The 15787-nt window shown below is 61.0% G+C and carries 14 protein-coding genes; 8 read left to right on the top strand and 6 right to left on the bottom strand.

From position 1 onward, the window contains the following. Positions 1-184: 184 nt before the first annotated feature. Positions 185-670 (bottom strand): FKBP-type peptidyl-prolyl cis-trans isomerase, encoded by a 486-nt coding sequence (locus ACP7A2_RS19285; RefSeq protein WP_426135482.1) that lies wholly within the window; start codon positions 668-670, stop codon positions 185-187. On the opposite strand from ACP7A2_RS19285, the gene ACP7A2_RS19280 reads away from it, so the two are divergent. The 3 genes from ACP7A2_RS19280 to ACP7A2_RS19270 all read left to right on the top strand — a co-directional run bounded on the left by ACP7A2_RS19280 (position 669) and on the right by ACP7A2_RS19270 (position 4038). Further along, positions 669-959: a DUF3565 domain-containing protein gene (locus ACP7A2_RS19280; RefSeq protein WP_426135486.1), complete on the top strand. Its 291-nt coding sequence runs from the start codon at positions 669-671 to the stop codon at positions 957-959. The two genes, ACP7A2_RS19285 and ACP7A2_RS19280, sit on opposite strands and share 2 nt — an antisense overlap. Before the next feature lie 79 nt (positions 960-1038). Continuing rightward, positions 1039-3138 (top strand): phosphate acetyltransferase, encoded by a 2100-nt coding sequence (gene pta, locus ACP7A2_RS19275; RefSeq protein ID WP_348056772.1) that lies wholly within the window; start codon positions 1039-1041, stop codon positions 3136-3138. After that, positions 3139-4038, top strand: coding sequence for an acyltransferase (locus ACP7A2_RS19270; protein ID WP_426135481.1), 900 nt, complete (start codon positions 3139-3141; stop codon positions 4036-4038). Positions 4039-4213: 175 nt separating this feature from the next. Here ACP7A2_RS19270 and cysN read toward each other — a convergent pair whose 3' ends face one another. The 3 genes from cysN to ACP7A2_RS19255 all read right to left on the bottom strand — a co-directional run bounded on the left by cysN (position 4214) and on the right by ACP7A2_RS19255 (position 8058). Further along, positions 4214-6112 carry a sulfate adenylyltransferase subunit CysN gene (gene cysN, locus ACP7A2_RS19265; RefSeq protein WP_426135480.1) on the bottom strand — a complete coding sequence of 633 codons (1899 nt, stop codon included), beginning with the start codon at positions 6110-6112 and terminating at the stop codon, positions 4214-4216. A 9-nt stretch (positions 6113-6121) separates the two neighbouring features. Further along, positions 6122-7039, bottom strand: coding sequence for a sulfate adenylyltransferase subunit CysD (gene cysD, locus ACP7A2_RS19260; protein WP_003171640.1), 918 nt, complete (start codon positions 7037-7039; stop codon positions 6122-6124). Between the two features lie 260 nt (positions 7040-7299). Next, entirely contained in the window at positions 7300-8058 is a 759-nt protein-coding gene (locus ACP7A2_RS19255; RefSeq protein ID WP_426135479.1) for a Nif3-like dinuclear metal center hexameric protein, read from the bottom strand. Between the two features lie 101 nt (positions 8059-8159). On the opposite strand from ACP7A2_RS19255, the gene algW reads away from it, so the two are divergent. From algW to ACP7A2_RS19240, 3 genes are all read left to right on the top strand, one after another. Next, positions 8160-9314 carry a Do family serine endopeptidase AlgW gene (gene algW / locus ACP7A2_RS19250; RefSeq protein ID WP_426135478.1) on the top strand — a complete coding sequence of 385 codons (1155 nt, stop codon included), beginning with the start codon at positions 8160-8162 and terminating at the stop codon, positions 9312-9314. Between the two features lie 109 nt (positions 9315-9423). Beyond that, positions 9424-11535 (top strand): TonB-dependent siderophore receptor, encoded by a 2112-nt coding sequence (locus ACP7A2_RS19245; RefSeq protein ID WP_426135477.1) that lies wholly within the window; start codon positions 9424-9426, stop codon positions 11533-11535. Positions 11536-11547: 12 nt separating this feature from the next. Next, the gene (locus ACP7A2_RS19240) at positions 11548-12267 is read left to right on the top strand and encodes a DUF4198 domain-containing protein (RefSeq protein WP_426135476.1); all 720 of its coding nucleotides are present in this window, start codon (positions 11548-11550) and stop codon (positions 12265-12267) included. Between the two features lie 126 nt (positions 12268-12393). Here the strand turns inward: ACP7A2_RS19240 and hemH are convergent, their stop codons facing one another. Together hemH and ACP7A2_RS19230 are read right to left on the bottom strand one after the other, a co-directional pair. Continuing rightward, entirely contained in the window at positions 12394-13419 is a 1026-nt protein-coding gene (gene hemH / locus ACP7A2_RS19235; protein ID WP_426135475.1) for a ferrochelatase, read from the bottom strand. Between the two features lie 14 nt (positions 13420-13433). Continuing rightward, entirely contained in the window at positions 13434-14333 is a 900-nt protein-coding gene (locus tag ACP7A2_RS19230) for a TIGR01777 family oxidoreductase (protein ID WP_426135474.1), read from the bottom strand. 199 nt (positions 14334-14532) lie between these two features. Between ACP7A2_RS19230 and ACP7A2_RS19225 the strand changes: the two genes are divergently transcribed. Together ACP7A2_RS19225 and ACP7A2_RS19220 are read left to right on the top strand one after the other, a co-directional pair. Beyond that, positions 14533-15519, top strand: coding sequence for an NAD(P)/FAD-dependent oxidoreductase (locus ACP7A2_RS19225; protein ID WP_375066118.1), 987 nt, complete (start codon positions 14533-14535; stop codon positions 15517-15519). Continuing rightward, a complete protein-coding gene (locus ACP7A2_RS19220; RefSeq protein ID WP_348056752.1) occupies positions 15516-15731 on the top strand; it encodes a TIGR02450 family Trp-rich protein in 216 nt (71 codons plus the stop codon). The genes ACP7A2_RS19225 and ACP7A2_RS19220 overlap by 4 nt, the downstream gene beginning before the upstream one ends. Positions 15732-15787: the final 56 nt, after the last annotated feature.

The raw sequence follows: 15787 nt of genomic DNA, 5'->3' as shown, positions 1-15787 counted from the left end.
GTGGGAGCCGGGCTTGCCCGCGATGGCGGTGGACCAGTGATCCATAAGGTGACTGGCACGCCCTCATCGCGGGCAAGCCCGCTCCCACATTTGGACTGCAGAGTGTCAGATAGATATTTCACGCAAAAAAAAAACGCCCCGATCAAGTCGGGGCGTTTTGGCTACCAGCTGATCAATGCGTCAATCAGTGCTGGTGACCGCCTTCACCGTGGACGTGGCCGTGAGCCACTTCTTCTTGCGAGGCATCGCGGATATCAACGATCTTCACCTGGAAGTTCAGGCGCTGACCCGCCAGCGGGTGGTTACCGTCGACAGTCACGTCGTCGCCGTCCAGATCGCGGATGGTGACGATCTGCATTTGGCCGTCCGGCGCGGAAGCGTGGAACTGCATGCCCACTTCCAGCTCGTCAACGCCTTCGAACATGCTGCGGCTCAACGTGCTGACCAGCTCAGCGGAGTATTCGCCGTAAGCGTCTTCAGGTTCTACAGCAACAGTCAGTTCATCACCGACGCTTTTGCCTTCCAGAGCCTTCTCCAGGCCCGAGATAATGTTACCTGCGCCTTGCAGGTAGACCAGCGGCGCGCCGCCGGCGGAGCTGTCGATGACCTCACCAGCGTCGTTGGTCAGGGTATAGTCGATGGAGACAGCCTTGTTAGCGGCGATCGTCATGGGGCGAGACCTTTTGCATAAGAATGAAGAACGGACAAGTCTAAACAAGGATTTGCCCGAAAGCGAACACAACCCGGACAGACGGAGCCGATCAACGGCATCCTTCATCGTCAGCTTCCACCTGGATGAGGATCAGCACTGGGTTGCCGAGCTGTCCTGCGGCCACACCCAGCACCTGCGCCACCAGCCGCCCTGGCAGTCCCGCGCCTGGGTGCTCGATGCGGCGCAACGTCTTGAAAAAATAGGCCAACCCTTTGCTTGCGGCTGGTGTGCGCAAGCCCGCGAATAACGATAACCTTGGCACCTGATTCGCGGTAGGCGCTCAGCCATAGAGCGCCACCCAAGCCATGCACCTCCAGAGAATTCGCATGCAAACTTTTTTTATCGCGCCCACCGATTTTGGTGTGGGTCTGACCTCCATCAGCCTTGGGCTGGTGCGTACCCTTGAGCGAGCCGGGCTGAAAGTCGGCTTCTTCAAACCGATTGCCCAGCCGCACCCTGGCGACACCGGCCCCGAGCGCTCTACCGAACTGGTCGCGCGCACCCACGGTCTGAAACCGCCACAACCCTTGGGCCTGGCCCACGTGGAGCGCATGCTCGGCGACGGCCAGCTGGACGAACTGCTCGAAGAAATCATCACGCTGTACCAGCAGGCCGCCGTGGGCAAAGACGTGCTGATTGTCGAAGGCATGGTGCCAACGCGCAGCGCCAGCTACGCGGCGCGGGTCAACCTGCACTTGGCCAAGAGCCTGGATGCGGAAGTGATTCTGGTGTCGGCGCCGGAAAACGAAGTACTCACCGAGCTATCAGGCCGCGTGGAATTGCAGGCGCAACTGTTCGGCGGCCCGAAAGACCCGAAAGTGCTCGGCGTGATCCTCAATAAGGTGCGCACCGACGAAAGCATGGAGGCGTTCTCGGCGCGCCTCAAAGAGCATTCGCCGTTGTTGCGCAGCGGCGATTTCCGCCTGCTCGGCTGCATTCCCTATCAACCTGAGCTCAACGCGCCGCGCACCCGTGACGTTGCCGACCTGATGGGCGCGCAAATCCTCAACGCCGGTGATTACGAAACCCGGCGCATGACCAAAATCATCATCTGCGCGCGCACCATGCGCAACACCGTGGAGCTGCTCAAGCCCGGCGTACTGGTGGTAACCCCGGGCGACCGCGACGACATCATCCTCGCCGTCAGCCTGGCCGCCATCAACGGTGTGCCACTGGCCGGCTTGCTGCTGACCAGCGACACCCTGCCCGACCCGCGCATCATGGATTTGTGCCGGGGCGCGTTCCAGGCCGGGCTGCCGGTGCTGTCGGTGAGCACCGGCTCCTACGACACGGCCAACCAGCTCAACAGCCTGAACAAGGAAATCCCGATTGATGACCGCGAGCGCGCGGAGATCATCACTGACTTCGTCGCCAGCCACCTCGATGCACGCTGGCTGCACCAACGCTGCGGCACGCCACGGGAGATGCGCCTGTCGCCGGCCGTGTTCCGCTACCAACTGATCCAGCGTGCCCAGGCCGCCAACAAGCGCATCGTGTTGCCCGAAGGCAGCGAGCCGCTGACGGTGCAAGCCGCCGCTATCTGTCAGGCGCGAGGCATTGCTCGTTGCGTGCTGCTGGCCAAGCCGGCGGACGTGGAAGCAGTCGCCCGCGCCCACGGTATCGAGTTGCCCGAGGGCCTGGAGATTCTCGACCCGGACCTGATTCGCCAACGCTACGTCGAACCGATGGTCGCCCTGCGCAAGAGCAAAAGCCTCAACGCGCCGATGGCCGAGCAACAACTGGAAGACACCGTGGTGATCGCCACCATGATGCTCGCGCTGGATGAAGTGGACGGCCTGGTCTCCGGCGTCATTCACTCCACCGCCAACACCATCCGCCCTGCCCTGCAGCTGATTAAAACGGCACCGGGCTGCACGCTGGTGTCATCGGTGTTCTTTATGCTGTTCCCGGAGCAGGTGCTGGTGTACGGCGACTGCGTGATGAACCCGCACCCAAGCGCCGCCGAGCTGGCGGAAATCGCCCTGCAAAGTGCCGACTCGGCCGCTGCATTCGGCATTACCCCGCGCGTGGCGATGATCAGCTATTCCAGCGGTGATTCGGCCAGCGGCGAGGAAGTGGAGAAAGTCCGCGAAGCCACCCTGCTCGCCCACGAGCAGCAAAGTTCGCTGCTGATCGACGGCCCCTTGCAGTACGACGCTGCGGCCAACGAAACCGTGGCCCGGCAATTGGCGCCCAACAGCCAGGTGGCCGGTAAAGCCACGGTGTTTGTGTTCCCGGACCTGAACACGGGCAACACCACCCACAAAGCCGTGCAACGCAGCGCCGATTGCGTAAGCCTGGGCCCGATGCTCCAGGGCCTGCGCAAGCCGGTCAACGACCTGCCCCGTGGAGCTCAGGTAGACGACATTGTGTACACCATCGCGCTGACTGCGATTCAAGCCGCCAACCGACCTATGGATATCTAAATGCTGGATTTTCTACCTGCCGCCGTGCGCGGGGTGATCGCGTCCCTGTTGTTGGCGCTGAACACGATATTGCTGTGCTCGTTTTTGTTTATCGTCGCGCTGTTCAAGGCGCTGCCATTCGCCAAGCGTTTCAGCGAATGGCTGATGAACCACACCCACGAAGCCTGGGTGACCAACAACAAGGGCTGGATGAACCTGGTGCGGCGCACACGCTGGCACCTGACGGGGCTTGAGGGCCTGGACTATGAACACTCGTACCTGGTGACCAGCAACCACCAGAGCTGGGTGGACATCATGGTGTTGCAATACGTGCTTAACCGGCGTATTCGCCCGTTGAAGTTCTTTCTCAAGCAAGAACTGATCTGGGTGCCGGTGATTGGTCTGGCGTGGTGGGCGTTGGGCTTTCCGTTCATGAAGCGCTACACCAAGGCCTATCTGGAAAAACACCCCGAGAAGAAAGGCAAAGACCTGGAAACCACGCGCAAGACCTGTGCGAAGTTTCGCGACAACCCGGTAGGAATTTTCAACTTTGCCGAAGGCACACGGTTTACGCCGGGTAAGCACGCGCAGCAGAAATCGCCGTTTCGCTACCTGCTCAAGCCCAAGGCGGGCGGCATTGCGTTTGTGCTGGATGCCATGGGTGAGCAGCTGAAGTCATTGGTCAATGTGACTATCCACTACCCTGCCGGGCGCCCGGGGTATTGGGATTTGCTGTGCGGGAATGTGAAGGATGTGGTGGTGCAGTTTGAAGAGGTGCAGATTCCGGCTGAGTTTATTGGCAAGAATTATGAGCAGGACGGGGAGTATCGGTTGGCGTTCCAGGGCTGGATTAACAAGCTGTGGGAAGATAAGGATGCCCTCTTGGACAAGCTGCACAGCGATTACCCAGGCAAAAGATGATCAAAATGTGGGAGCGGGCTTGCCTGCGATAGCGGTGGGTCAGTTACACCTATATCAACTGACAGTCAGCTATCGCAGGCAAGCCAGCTCCCACATTTGACCGAGTTGTTTTCAAGACACCATAAAAAGCCCGCCACCGAGTGCTCGGTGGCGGGCTTTTTTGTGGCGGCGAGGTTTAGATCGCGCCGCGCTGACGCAACAGCTCCAGCACTTGCTTGACGCTGTCTTCCAGCGACAGCGCCTGGGTGTCGAGCACCAGGTCGGCATTCAACGGCACGTCGTACGGGAAGGACTCGCCAGGGATGTTATCCCCACCGGCCGCGTACAGACCTTGCGGGTCACGCTCGGCGCACACCAGCGGCGACGCTTGCACATACACGGTCAGCAGGCGGTCGGCGCCGATCAAGGCCTTGGCCTGTTCACGCCCTTCGGCATCCGGCGCAACAAACGCGGCCAAGGTCAGCAAGCCGGCTTCGTTGAACTGACGTGCAACGTGAGCGGCACGGCGCCAGTTCTCGGTACGCCCGGCACGGTCCTGCGGCAAGCCCTTGTTCAGGTCGTGACGCAGGTTCTGGCCATCCAGTACAAACACCGCGCGGCCCATGTCGAACAGCTTGCGCTCAACCGCGTAGGCCAGGGTGCTTTTGCCCGCGCCCGACAAACCGCTGAACAACACGGTGGCCGGCTGCTGGCCGAAGCGCAGGGCGCGCTCTTCGGTGGCTACATGCGCGAGGCTGCCGTGTTGCGCAGAACCGCCATGGTTAACCGGCGGCGCGATGATCATGCCCGCAGCCACGGTGCCGTTGGTCAAACGGTCGATAACAATAAACGCACCGGTGGTGCGGTTGCTGTCGTAACCGTCCAGCGCGATAGCGGCATCGAGGCTGACCTTGACGCGGCCAATCTCGTTCAATTGCAGCGAACTCGCCGGGCCTTCCGCCAGGGTGTTCACATCCACACGGTGCACGATGCTGGTGATGGAACCCGGCACGTAGCTGGTGGCGCGCTTGATGTCGTATTTCTTGCCCGGCAGCATCGGCTCTTCGGCCATCCACACCAGCATGGCGTCGAAGGCGTCAGTCACTTGCGGCACGTTGTCGGCGTGTACCAGCAGGTCGCCACGGGAGATATCGATCTCGTCTTCCATGGTCAGGGTCACGGCCTGGCCTGGGCCAGCGTGTTCCAGTTCACCTTCGAAGGTGACGATGGATTTGACGCGGCTGCTCTTGCCCGACGGCAACACCACCACTTCGTCGCCCTTGTGCACGATGCCGCTGGCCAGCGTACCGGCGAAACCACGGAAGTTCAGGTTCGGACGGTTGACGTACTGCACCGGGAAACGCAGGTCGGTGTAGTTGCGGTCGTTGGCGATCTCGACGGTTTCGAGAATTTCCATCAGCGACTGCCCGGTGTACCAGGGCGAGCGCTCGCTCTTGTTCACCACGTTGTCGCCCTTGAGCGCCGACATCGGCACGAAGGCCATGGTGCTCGGCTTGAACGCGATGCCGTCGGCGAACTTCAGGTAATCGGCCTTGATCTGCTCGAATACGCTTTGATCGAAACCGTTGATGTCCATCTTGTTGACGGCCACCACAATGTGTTTGATGCCCAGCAACGAGGCGATAAAGCTGTGGCGACGGGTCTGGGTCTGCACGCCGTAGCGAGCGTCGATCAGGATAATCGCCAGGTCACAGGTGGACGCACCGGTGGCCATGTTGCGGGTGTACTGCTCATGGCCGGGGGTGTCGGCGATGATGAATTTGCGCTTGGCGGTGGAGAAGTAGCGGTAGGCAACATCAATGGTGATGCCCTGCTCACGCTCGGCCTGCAGGCCGTCGACCAGCAACGCCAGGTCGATGTCATCGCCGGTGGTGCCGGATTTTTTCGAATCGCGGGTAATGGCTTCCAGGTGATCTTCGTAGATCATCTTGGAGTCGTGCAGCAGGCGCCCGATGAGGGTGCTCTTGCCGTCGTCGACGTTGCCGCAGGTCAAGAAGCGCAACATTTCCTTGCGCTCGTGCTGGCCCAGGTAGGCGAGGATGTCCTCGCTGATCAAATTAGATACGTGCGACATGACAACCCCTTAGAAATAGCCTTGACGTTTTTTATCTTCCATCGAGCCTGCACCATCGTGGTCGATGACACGGCCCTGGCGCTCGGAAGTTCGCGTCAGGAGCATTTCCTGAATGATGTCCGTCAGCGTCTCGGCTTCGGACTCCACCGCGCCCGTCAACGGGTAGCAGCCAAGGGTACGGAAACGTACTTTCTTTTTGACGATTCGGGCCTTGTCTTCGTCGGACAAGTGCTCAAGGATGCGGTCGTCATCAATCATGATCAATGTGCCGTTCTTCTCGATCACATCGCGCTCGGCGGCGAAGTACAGCGGCACGATCGGGATGCCTTCCAGATAGATGTACTGCCAGATATCCAGCTCGGTCCAGTTGGACAGCGGGAACACGCGGATCGACTCGCCCTTGTTGACGTTGCCGTTGTAGACGTTCCACAGCTCCGGGCGCTGGTTTTTCGGGTCCCAGCGGTGCTTGCTGTCGCGGAACGAATACACGCGCTCTTTGGCGCGGGATTTCTCTTCATCGCGACGGGCGCCGCCGAACGCTGCGTCGAAACCATGCTTGTCCAGCGCCTGCTTGAGGCCCTCGGTCTTCATGATGTCGGTGTGCTTGGCGCTGCCGTGGGTGAACGGGTTGATGTTCTGCGCCACGCCGTCCGGGTTGATATGGGTGATCAGGTCCAGACCCAGTTCCTCGACCATTTTGTCGCGGAACTTGTACATCTCCTGGAATTTCCAGCGGGTGTCGACGTGCATCACCGGGAACGGCAGTTTGCCCGGAAAGAAAGCCTTGCGCGCCAGGTGCAGCATCACGGCGGAGTCTTTACCGATCGAGTAGAGCATCACCGGGTTATCGAACTCGGCGGCGACCTCGCGGATGATGTGGATGCTTTCCGCCTCCAGCTGTTTCAGATGCGTCAGTTTGTCGACCATGGCTACTCACGGAAAAACGATCTTATGGACGGCCAGCGGGCCGTGTTCGAGCGGGGCATGCTAGCACAGCACCTTCTTCTAATCAGGGAGCTAGCTAGATCGAAACGGTATATGAATATGCCCCGCAGTTTGGGCTTCCTGCGGGGGCTGGCTGGTGTGGGAGCTGGCTTGCCTGCGATACAGGCACCTCGGTCATTCAGGCAAACCGAGGTGATGCAATCGCAGGCAAGCCAGCTCCCACAGTTGAGCCTTGATGCTGTTTAGATCGGGTTCGGACAGTCGATGAACAGGTGTTCCAGCGCAAACCGCCGTGCCAGGTAATCGCCCAGCGCTTGCACGCCGTAGCGCTCGGTGGCGTGGTGGCCAGCGGCGATAAAGCTGATGTCGTTCTCGCGGGCGCTGTGGAAGGTTTGCTCGGACGCTTCGCCGCTCAGGTAGAGGTCGACACCGGCGGCAATCGCCTGGTCGATGTAACCCTGGCCACCGCCGGTGCACCAACCGACGCGGCGGATCATCTCGCTGCCTTCGATCAACAGCGGCTCGCGGCCCATGACGTCCCTCACGCGGCGAGCGAAGTCTCGCGGTGATATCGGCTCGGCAAGGGAGCCGACCAGGCCGACGATTTTGAGGTTATCCGGATCCAGCGGGCCTTCAACCGTGATGTCCAACTGGCGCGCCAGCTGCACGTTGTTGCCCACGTCAGCGTGCAGATCCAGCGGCAGGTGGTAGGCCAGCAAACTGATGTCGTGCTTGAGCAGGGTTTTCAGGCGCCGCTGCTTCATGCCGGTGATGCAGGGATTTTCGCCTTTCCAGAAATACCCGTGGTGCACCAGCACCAAGTCGGCCTGGGCTTCGACCGCAGCGTCCAGCAGGGCCTGGCTCGCGGTCACGCCGCTGACGATGCGCATCACCTGCGGGCGCCCTTCCACTTGCAGGCCATTGGGGCAGTAATCGGCTATTTTTGCGCTGCCAAGGTAGCGGTCTGCTTCCTCGACGAGGGTGGTAAGGGGGACGGCCATAAAAGACTCCTAAATATCCCGTTCGCAGGCGTCACAGCCTCGTATAATGCGCGACATTATGGGCGCTCTCCCGCCCCCTGCAACCTGTCAGGACTTACTTGATGCTCAAGGCACTGCGTTTTTTTGGATGGCCATTGTTGGCTGGCGTGCTGATCGCGACGCTGATTATTCAGCGTTATCCCCAGTGGGTGGGCTTGCCCAGCCTGGATGTGAACCTGCAACAGGCCCCGCAAAGCAATTCGGTGGTGCAAGGCCCGGTGACCTATGCGGACGCCGTCGTTATCGCCGCGCCAGCCGTGGTCAACCTGTACACCACCAAGGTCATCAACAAACCGCCGCATCCGCTGTTTGAAGACCCGCAATTTCGCCGTTATTTCGGCGACAACTCGCCCAAGCAGCGCCGCATGGAATCCAGCCTGGGTTCCGGGGTGATCATGAGCCCGGAAGGCTACATCCTCACCAACAACCACGTGACCAGCGGCGCCGACCAGATTGTGGTGGCCCTGCGTGACGGCCGTGAAACCCTCGCCCGTGTGGTCGGCAGCGACCCGGAAACCGACCTCGCGGTACTCAAAATTGATTTGAAAAGCCTGCCGTCGATCACCATCGGCCGCTCCGAAGCCCTGCGCGTGGGTGATGTGGCGCTGGCCATCGGCAACCCGTTCGGCGTCGGCCAGACGGTGACCATGGGCATCATCAGCGCCACCGGGCGTAACCAGTTGGGGCTCAACAGCTACGAAGACTTCATTCAGACCGACGCCGCGATCAACCCCGGCAACTCCGGCGGCGCGCTGGTGGACGCGAATGGCAACCTCACCGGCATCAACACGGCGATCTTCTCCAAATCCGGTGGCTCCCAGGGCATCGGTTTTGCGATCCCGGTGAAGCTGGCGATGGAGGTGATGAAGTCGATCATCGAACACGGCCAAGTGATTCGTGGCTGGCTGGGCATTGAAGTGCAGCCGCTGACCAAGGAACTGGCCGAGTCGTTTGGCCTGACCGGGCGCCCCGGCATTGTGGTCGCCGGGATTTTCCGCGACGGCCCGGCGCAAAAAGCCGGCCTGCAATTGGGTGATGTGATCCTCAGCATCGACGGCGAACCGGCCGGAGATGGCCGCAAGTCGATGAACCAGGTGGCGCGGATCAAGCCGACCGACAAAGTGGCGATTCAGGTGATGCGCAACGGCAAGGAAATAAAGCTGTTGGCGGAGATTGGCCTGCGTCCGCCGCCGGCGCCGGTGAAGGAAGAGGAATAACGGTTTAAGGGAGCCCGTTCGCGGGCTCCTGTAACTTGATGTTTCAGAAGAAATCCATTCTCATTGGTCATGTTATATTGTTTCAATATTGATATTGGAACGCTCTATCATGCTGCCTAGAAGAATTGTCCCCATGGCCGGTCTGGCCTTGGGTTTGCTGCTCGACCCCGCCTACGCCGAAGAAAGCCACACCGAAGAAAACACGGTGGAACTGGGCGCCATCAGCGTCACCGCCGATGCCTATGAGTCTACCACCGGCCCGGTCAACGGCTACCGCGCCACCCGTTCCGCCAGCGCGACCAAAACCGACACCGCCCTTCGCGACATCCCACAAGCCATCAGCGTGATTCCCGCCACCGTCCTCACCGACCTGGGCAGCACCAGCGTGGAACGCGCCCTGGAATTCGCCGGCGGCGTGTCCAAACAAAATAACTTCGGCGGCCTGACCCTCTACGAATACAGCGTGCGCGGCTTCACCACCTCGGAGTTCTATCAGGACGGTTTCAGCGCCAACCGTGGCTACCCGAGCACGCCGGACGCGGCCAACATCGAGCGTATCGAAGTGCTCAAAGGCCCCGCCGCCAGCCTTTACGGGCGCGGCGATCCGGGCGGCACCGTCAATATCGTCACCAAGAAACCCCAGGCGCAAGCCTTCACCACGCTGCAAACCAGCGCCGGCAGTTGGGACCGCTATCGCACCGCGCTGGATGTAAACACCCCGCTGGACAGCGAAGGGCGCGTGCTCTCGCGGGTGAACCTGGCAGTAGAGGACAACCATAGCTTTCGCGATCACGTCGACGCCAAGCGCGTGTTCGTTGCGCCGTCGTTCAGCTGGCAGCTGGACCCGGACACCAGCCTGCTCGTCGAAAGTGAATTCGTGCGCCACAGCTCCACCTTTGACCGTGGCATCGTGGCCTCCCACGGCATGTCGCGCTCCACCTTCCTCGGTGAACCCGACGACGGCAATATCCGCAATCACAACAACCGTCTCCAGGCCACTCTGGAGCATCACCTCAACGACGCCTGGTCACTGCGCCTGGCCAGCCACTACAAGCAAGGCAGCTTGTGGGGTGACGCCTCGGAAAGCCGCGCCCTGAACGCCGACGGCCATACCGTGAACCGCCGCTACCGCGAGCGCTCCACCGGTTGGCACGACAGCATTACTCAGCTGGAGCTGCGCGGCCTGTTCGACATCGGCAGTTGGCAGCACGAAGTGCTGATCGGCACCGAGTACGAGGACTACCGCAAGAAAGAGCGCGTGACCGCCATCGCCGGCAGCCCCTACGCCATCGACATCTACACGCCGGTGTATGGCCAGCCCAAGCCCAACGGCGCACGCTCCGGCACCGACTTCTTTGAGCAGGTAAAAAGCCAGGCGCTGAACCTGCAAGACCAGATTATTTTCACCGACCGCCTGCGCGGCACGCTTGGCGCGCGCTTCGAGCATTTTGAACAACGCACCGATGACTTCACCCGCAACCACGCCACGAGCCGGCAAACCCACGATGCCCTCACCCAGCGCGCCGGTCTGCTCTACCAACTGACGCCGCACGTCGGTGTGTTCGCCAACGCGTCCACCTCGTTCAAACCCAATAACGGCCTGGACGCGGGCGGCAAGTCGTTCAAGCCCGAAGAAGGCGTGGGTTATGAAGTGGGCATCAAGAGCGAGCTGTTCGACGATCGGCTCAGCGCCACCCTCGCCGCGTTTCATATTGAAAAGGAAAACGTCCTCGCCCTGGACCCGGCCACCGACACCAGCCGTGCCATGGGCAAAGCGCGCAGCCAGGGTTTTGACCTGCAACTGACCGGCCAAGTGACTGACGCCGTACGCGTGATCGGAGCCTTTGCCTACATCGACGCCGAAGTCACCAAAGGCGACGCGGCCATTCCCGCCGGCAGCCGAATTCTCGGCGTGGCCAAGCGCAGCGGCAGCCTGCTGGGCGTTTATGAATTTCAGGACGGCGCGTTGCGCGGCTCGGACCTGGGCGCAGCCTTCACCTATGTGGGCGACCGCTCGGGCGAGGCCGGCGGCAGTTTCGAATTGCCGGCCTATCACACCGTCGATTTGCTCGCGCATTACAAGGCCACGGAAAACGTCACCGTCGGCTTGAACCTCAACAATCTGTTCGATGAAAAGTACTACGAGCGCTCTTACAGCAATTACTGGGTCAACCCCGGCGAGCCGCGCAATTTCACCGTCAGCCTGACCCTCAACCTGTAAAGGACGCTCCCCATGCACCTTCTCAAACCCTTGGCCTTGATCGGCCTGCTGTTTGCCACCCACGCGTCGGCCCATGGCCTGTGGACCGAACAGCGTCGCGGCAATATCGAAGTCATCTACGGCCATGGCGCTGAAGACAATGCGTTCAAGGCCCAGAAAGTCAGCGGCGCCTGGGCCTATGACGTCAGCGGCAAGATGATTCCGGTGACCGTCGAACGCTTGGCCGACCACGCACGCCTCAAGCCCCTCAAATCACCGGCAGTATTGGCGGTGGCGCTGGATAACGGCATGTGGTCGCAGACCGCGGATAAAAAGTGGATCAACCAGGGCCGTAGCCAAGTGCCGGGGGCGATTGAGTCGACCCAGACGTTCAAGTACAGCCTGGCGATTTACCAGCCGGGGGCGAAATTGCCGGCGCTGAAGCAGATCAAACTGGTCATCCTGCCGGAAGTTGATCCGCTGACGGTGGGACCGGGCAAGGCTCTGCCGGTTCGGGTGTTGCTGGATGGCAAGCCGGTGGCGGGGGTCAAAGTGATTGGCGACTATCGCAACATGCCGAACACCGTGAGCACAGAGACCGACAAGGACGGCCGCGCGCAGGTGCTGGTACGCAATGAAGGGTTGAATGTGATTGCCGCGCAGGTGGAAGTGCCGCTCAAGGACAACGCCGATGTGGCGACACGAGGCCTGTTCACCTCGCTGACGTTCCTCGGCGAACCGCATCACGAGTAACACCAAAAACTCAACGTGGGCACAGTCAATGTGGGAGCTGGCTTGCCTGCGATGCAGTCTCTGAGGTGTATCAGTCACACCGCGTTGATGCTATCGCAGGCAAGCCAGCTCCCACAGTTGGCGCGATTACAGCGCTATCGGCGCCCGCTCGCACAGCGTGTTAAGCGCCACCGCCCACTGCGGGTCATCATTCAGGCACGGCACCAGCACCAACTCCTCGCCGCCCGCCTCACGGAATTGCTCCAGCCCGCGATCGCCGATCTCTTCCAGGGTCTCGATACAATCGGCGACAAAGGCCGGGCACATCACCAGCAGCTTTTTCACCCCTTGTTGCGCCAGGGCTTCCAGGCGGGCCTCGGTGTAGGGTTCGATCCACTTGGCGCGGCCCAGGCGCGACTGGAATGCCACTGACCATTTACCGTCCGGCAAGCCCATGCGCTCGGCAAAATCGCGCGCCACGCTGAAACATTGCGCCCGATAACAGGTGGCAAGCACCTCAGGCGAGGCGCTCTTGCAGCAGTCCGCATCCTTGAAGCAGTGTTGGCCCGTCGGGTCGAGTTTCTTCAAATGACGCTCGGGCAACCCGTGAAAACTCAGCAGCAAATGATCGAAATCCTTCGCCACATAAGGCTTGGCGCTCTCTACCAGCGCATCAAGGTATTCCGGCTGATCGTAGAACGGTTGCAGGATCGAGAATTGCACCTTGAGCTTTTTGTCGCGCACTACCCGCTTGGCTTCCTCAATCACCGTGGTCACGGTGCTGTCGGCAAACTGCGGATACAACGGCGCCAGAGTGACCTTTTGAATGCCTTGGGCCGCGAGACGCGAGAGGGTCGTTTCAAGCGATGGCTCGCCGTAACGCATCGCCAACTCCACCGGGCCCTGGGTCCACTGCGCAGTCATTTGCTGTTGCAGGCGGCGGCTGAGCACCACCAGCGGCGAGCCCTCTTCCCACCAGATCGAGGCGTAGGCATGCGCCGATTGCTCAGGCCGCTTGATCAGGATCAGCGACACCAGCAAGCGTCGCACCGGCCACGGCAGGTCGATCACATAGGGGTCCATCAGAAACTGATTGAGGTAGCTGCGCACATCGGCCACCGACGTGGACGCCGGTGAGCCCAGGTTGACCAGTAACAACGCGTGATCCGTCATGCAACATCCTATGGCTAGAGGCGGCTGGACAAGTCTTCCAGGGCCGCGTGCAACTCAGTGAACTGAAAAGTGAAACCGGCGGCCAGTAGCCGTTCGGGCACTGCTTTCTGCCCGCCCAACAACAACCCGGACAACTCGCCCAGCCCGACCTTCAAGGCAAATGCCGGCAGCGGCATAAAGGCGGGGCGGTGCAACACGCGGCCCAGGGTCTTGGCAAACTCGCGATTGCGCACCGGGTGTGGCGCGCAGGCATTATAAGGACCGCTCGCGTCAGATTTGTGCAGAAGAAAATCAATCAGCGCGATTTGATCCTTGATATGCACCCAAGGCATCCACTGCCGACCATTGCCGATAGGCCCGCCCAGCCCCAGCTTGAACGGCAGCAACAGCCGTGACAAAAAGCCGCCCTTCGCCGCCAGCACCAGCCCCGTGCGCACCAACACCACGCGCACGCCCAACGCTTCGGCGCGCAGGGCGGTTTCTTCCCAGGCGATACACAGCTGGCTGGGGAAGTCGTCCTGCACCGGGCCGCTGGCTTCGGTCAATTCGCGCTCGCCGCCGTCGCCGTACCAGCCCACGGCAGAACCGGAAATCAACACGGAAGGCTTTTGTTCCTGCCCCTCCATCCACGTCAGCAACGCTTCGGTGAGGCTGATGCGGCTACTCCACAACAGCGCCTTGCGCTTTTTGGTCCACGGCCGGTCGGCGATGGGCGCGCCGGCCAGGTTAACCACCGCGTCCACGTGGCCGATAACGTCCTGCAGGCGGCCGACACCCAACACCTCGTCGCCGCACCAATGGGCGACGGTGTCCGGCTCGCGGCTCCATACCGTCAGGCGATGGCCCTGGGCAAGCCAGTGCAGGCAGAGCTTGCGCCCGATCAGACCTGTACCGCCGGTCAGCAAAATATGCATGGGATCCTCCTCATGTAACGTTCGCGGCCCGTCACTGGTCTATTTTATAAACAGGGATCATTGGCAAGCGGGCGTGGGCTGTTGTTTAACCATAGGCCACGCCGTTAGAACAGGTACGCCAAAACTTATACCAAAAAACAATATTGTACAGCTATTGGTGTCGGCGTAGTCTGTACCCAACGGTAAAACGAGGCCTCCCATGACTGTTCCCATCGCGATCATCGGCACCGGCATCGCCGGTCTATCCGCCGCCCGAGCGTTACGAGACGCGGGGTACGTTGTGCAACTCTTCGATAAAAGCCGCGGCAGTGGCGGCCGCATGTCCAGCAAGCGCAGCGACGCCGGCGCCCTCGACATGGGTGCGCAATACTTCACCGCCCGCGACCGCCGCTTCGTCAATGAAGTGCAACGCTGGCAAAGCAACGGCTGGGCCGAGCAGTGGAAGCCGCAGTTGTATAACTTCAAGTCCGGCCAACTGACACCCTCCCCCGACGAACAGATCCGCTGGGTCGGCACGCCGCGCATGAGCGCGATCACGCGTGCACTGCTCGACGATTTGCCGGTGGAATTCGGTTGCCGCATCACTGACGTATTCCAGGGCACTCAGCACTGGAACCTACTGGATGCCGACGGCGGCAACCATGGCCCGTTCAGTCACGTGATCATCGCCACACCGGCGCCGCAAGCCACGGCCTTGCTGGCCGCCGCGCCCAAGCTGGCAAGTGTCGCCGCCGGGGTAAAAATGGACCCGACCTGGGCCGTCGCCCTGGCCTTTGACACACCGCTGGATACACCCATGGAAGGCTGCTTTGTACAAGACAGCCCCCTCGACTGGCTGGCGCGCAACCGCAGTAAACCGGGGCGCGACACCACCCTCGACACGTGGGTATTGCACGCAACCAGCACGTGGAGCAAGGCCCATCTGGACCTGCCAAAGGAAGCCGTGATCGAACACCTGCACGGCGCTTTCGCCGAATTGCTGAACAGCGCCATGCCTGCGCCGTCCTTCAGCCTGGCCCACCGCTGGTTGTATGCGCGCCCGTCCACCAGCCATGAGTTCGGCGTGCTCGCCGATGCCGATCTGGGTTTGTACGTGTGTGGCGACTGGTGCCTGTCGGGCCGCGTCGAAGGGGCATGGCTCAGTGGCCAGGAAGCCGCACGCCGTTTGATCGAGCACCTGCAATGAACCAGATTAATCCCGCCAAATTGCTGCTGTCGAAATGGACAGCCGCACGCCCGCAAAACAAGGAAAAACACTTTCTGGTCACAGAACTGTTCCGTGACGAGGAAGGCACTGTGCTGGAAATCGAGCTGCAAGCGGTCATGACGCGGCGCGCCGAGCGCCTGGCCTGGCAAACTCTGCAAAACGCCGAGGACTGGCGAATCGGCTGGAAGTAAGCGCGCTGAAAATACTTGTACAAAATATTTGACTTGTACAGCACCAAACCTATGAT

It is taken from the genome of Pseudomonas sp. PWP3-1b2, assembly GCF_049896045.1.
Lineage (GTDB): Bacteria > Pseudomonadota > Gammaproteobacteria > Pseudomonadales > Pseudomonadaceae > Aquipseudomonas > Aquipseudomonas antarctica_B.
Note: the sequence above shows the minus strand (reverse complement) of the source record. Positions and strands in the feature narration are given on the sequence as shown.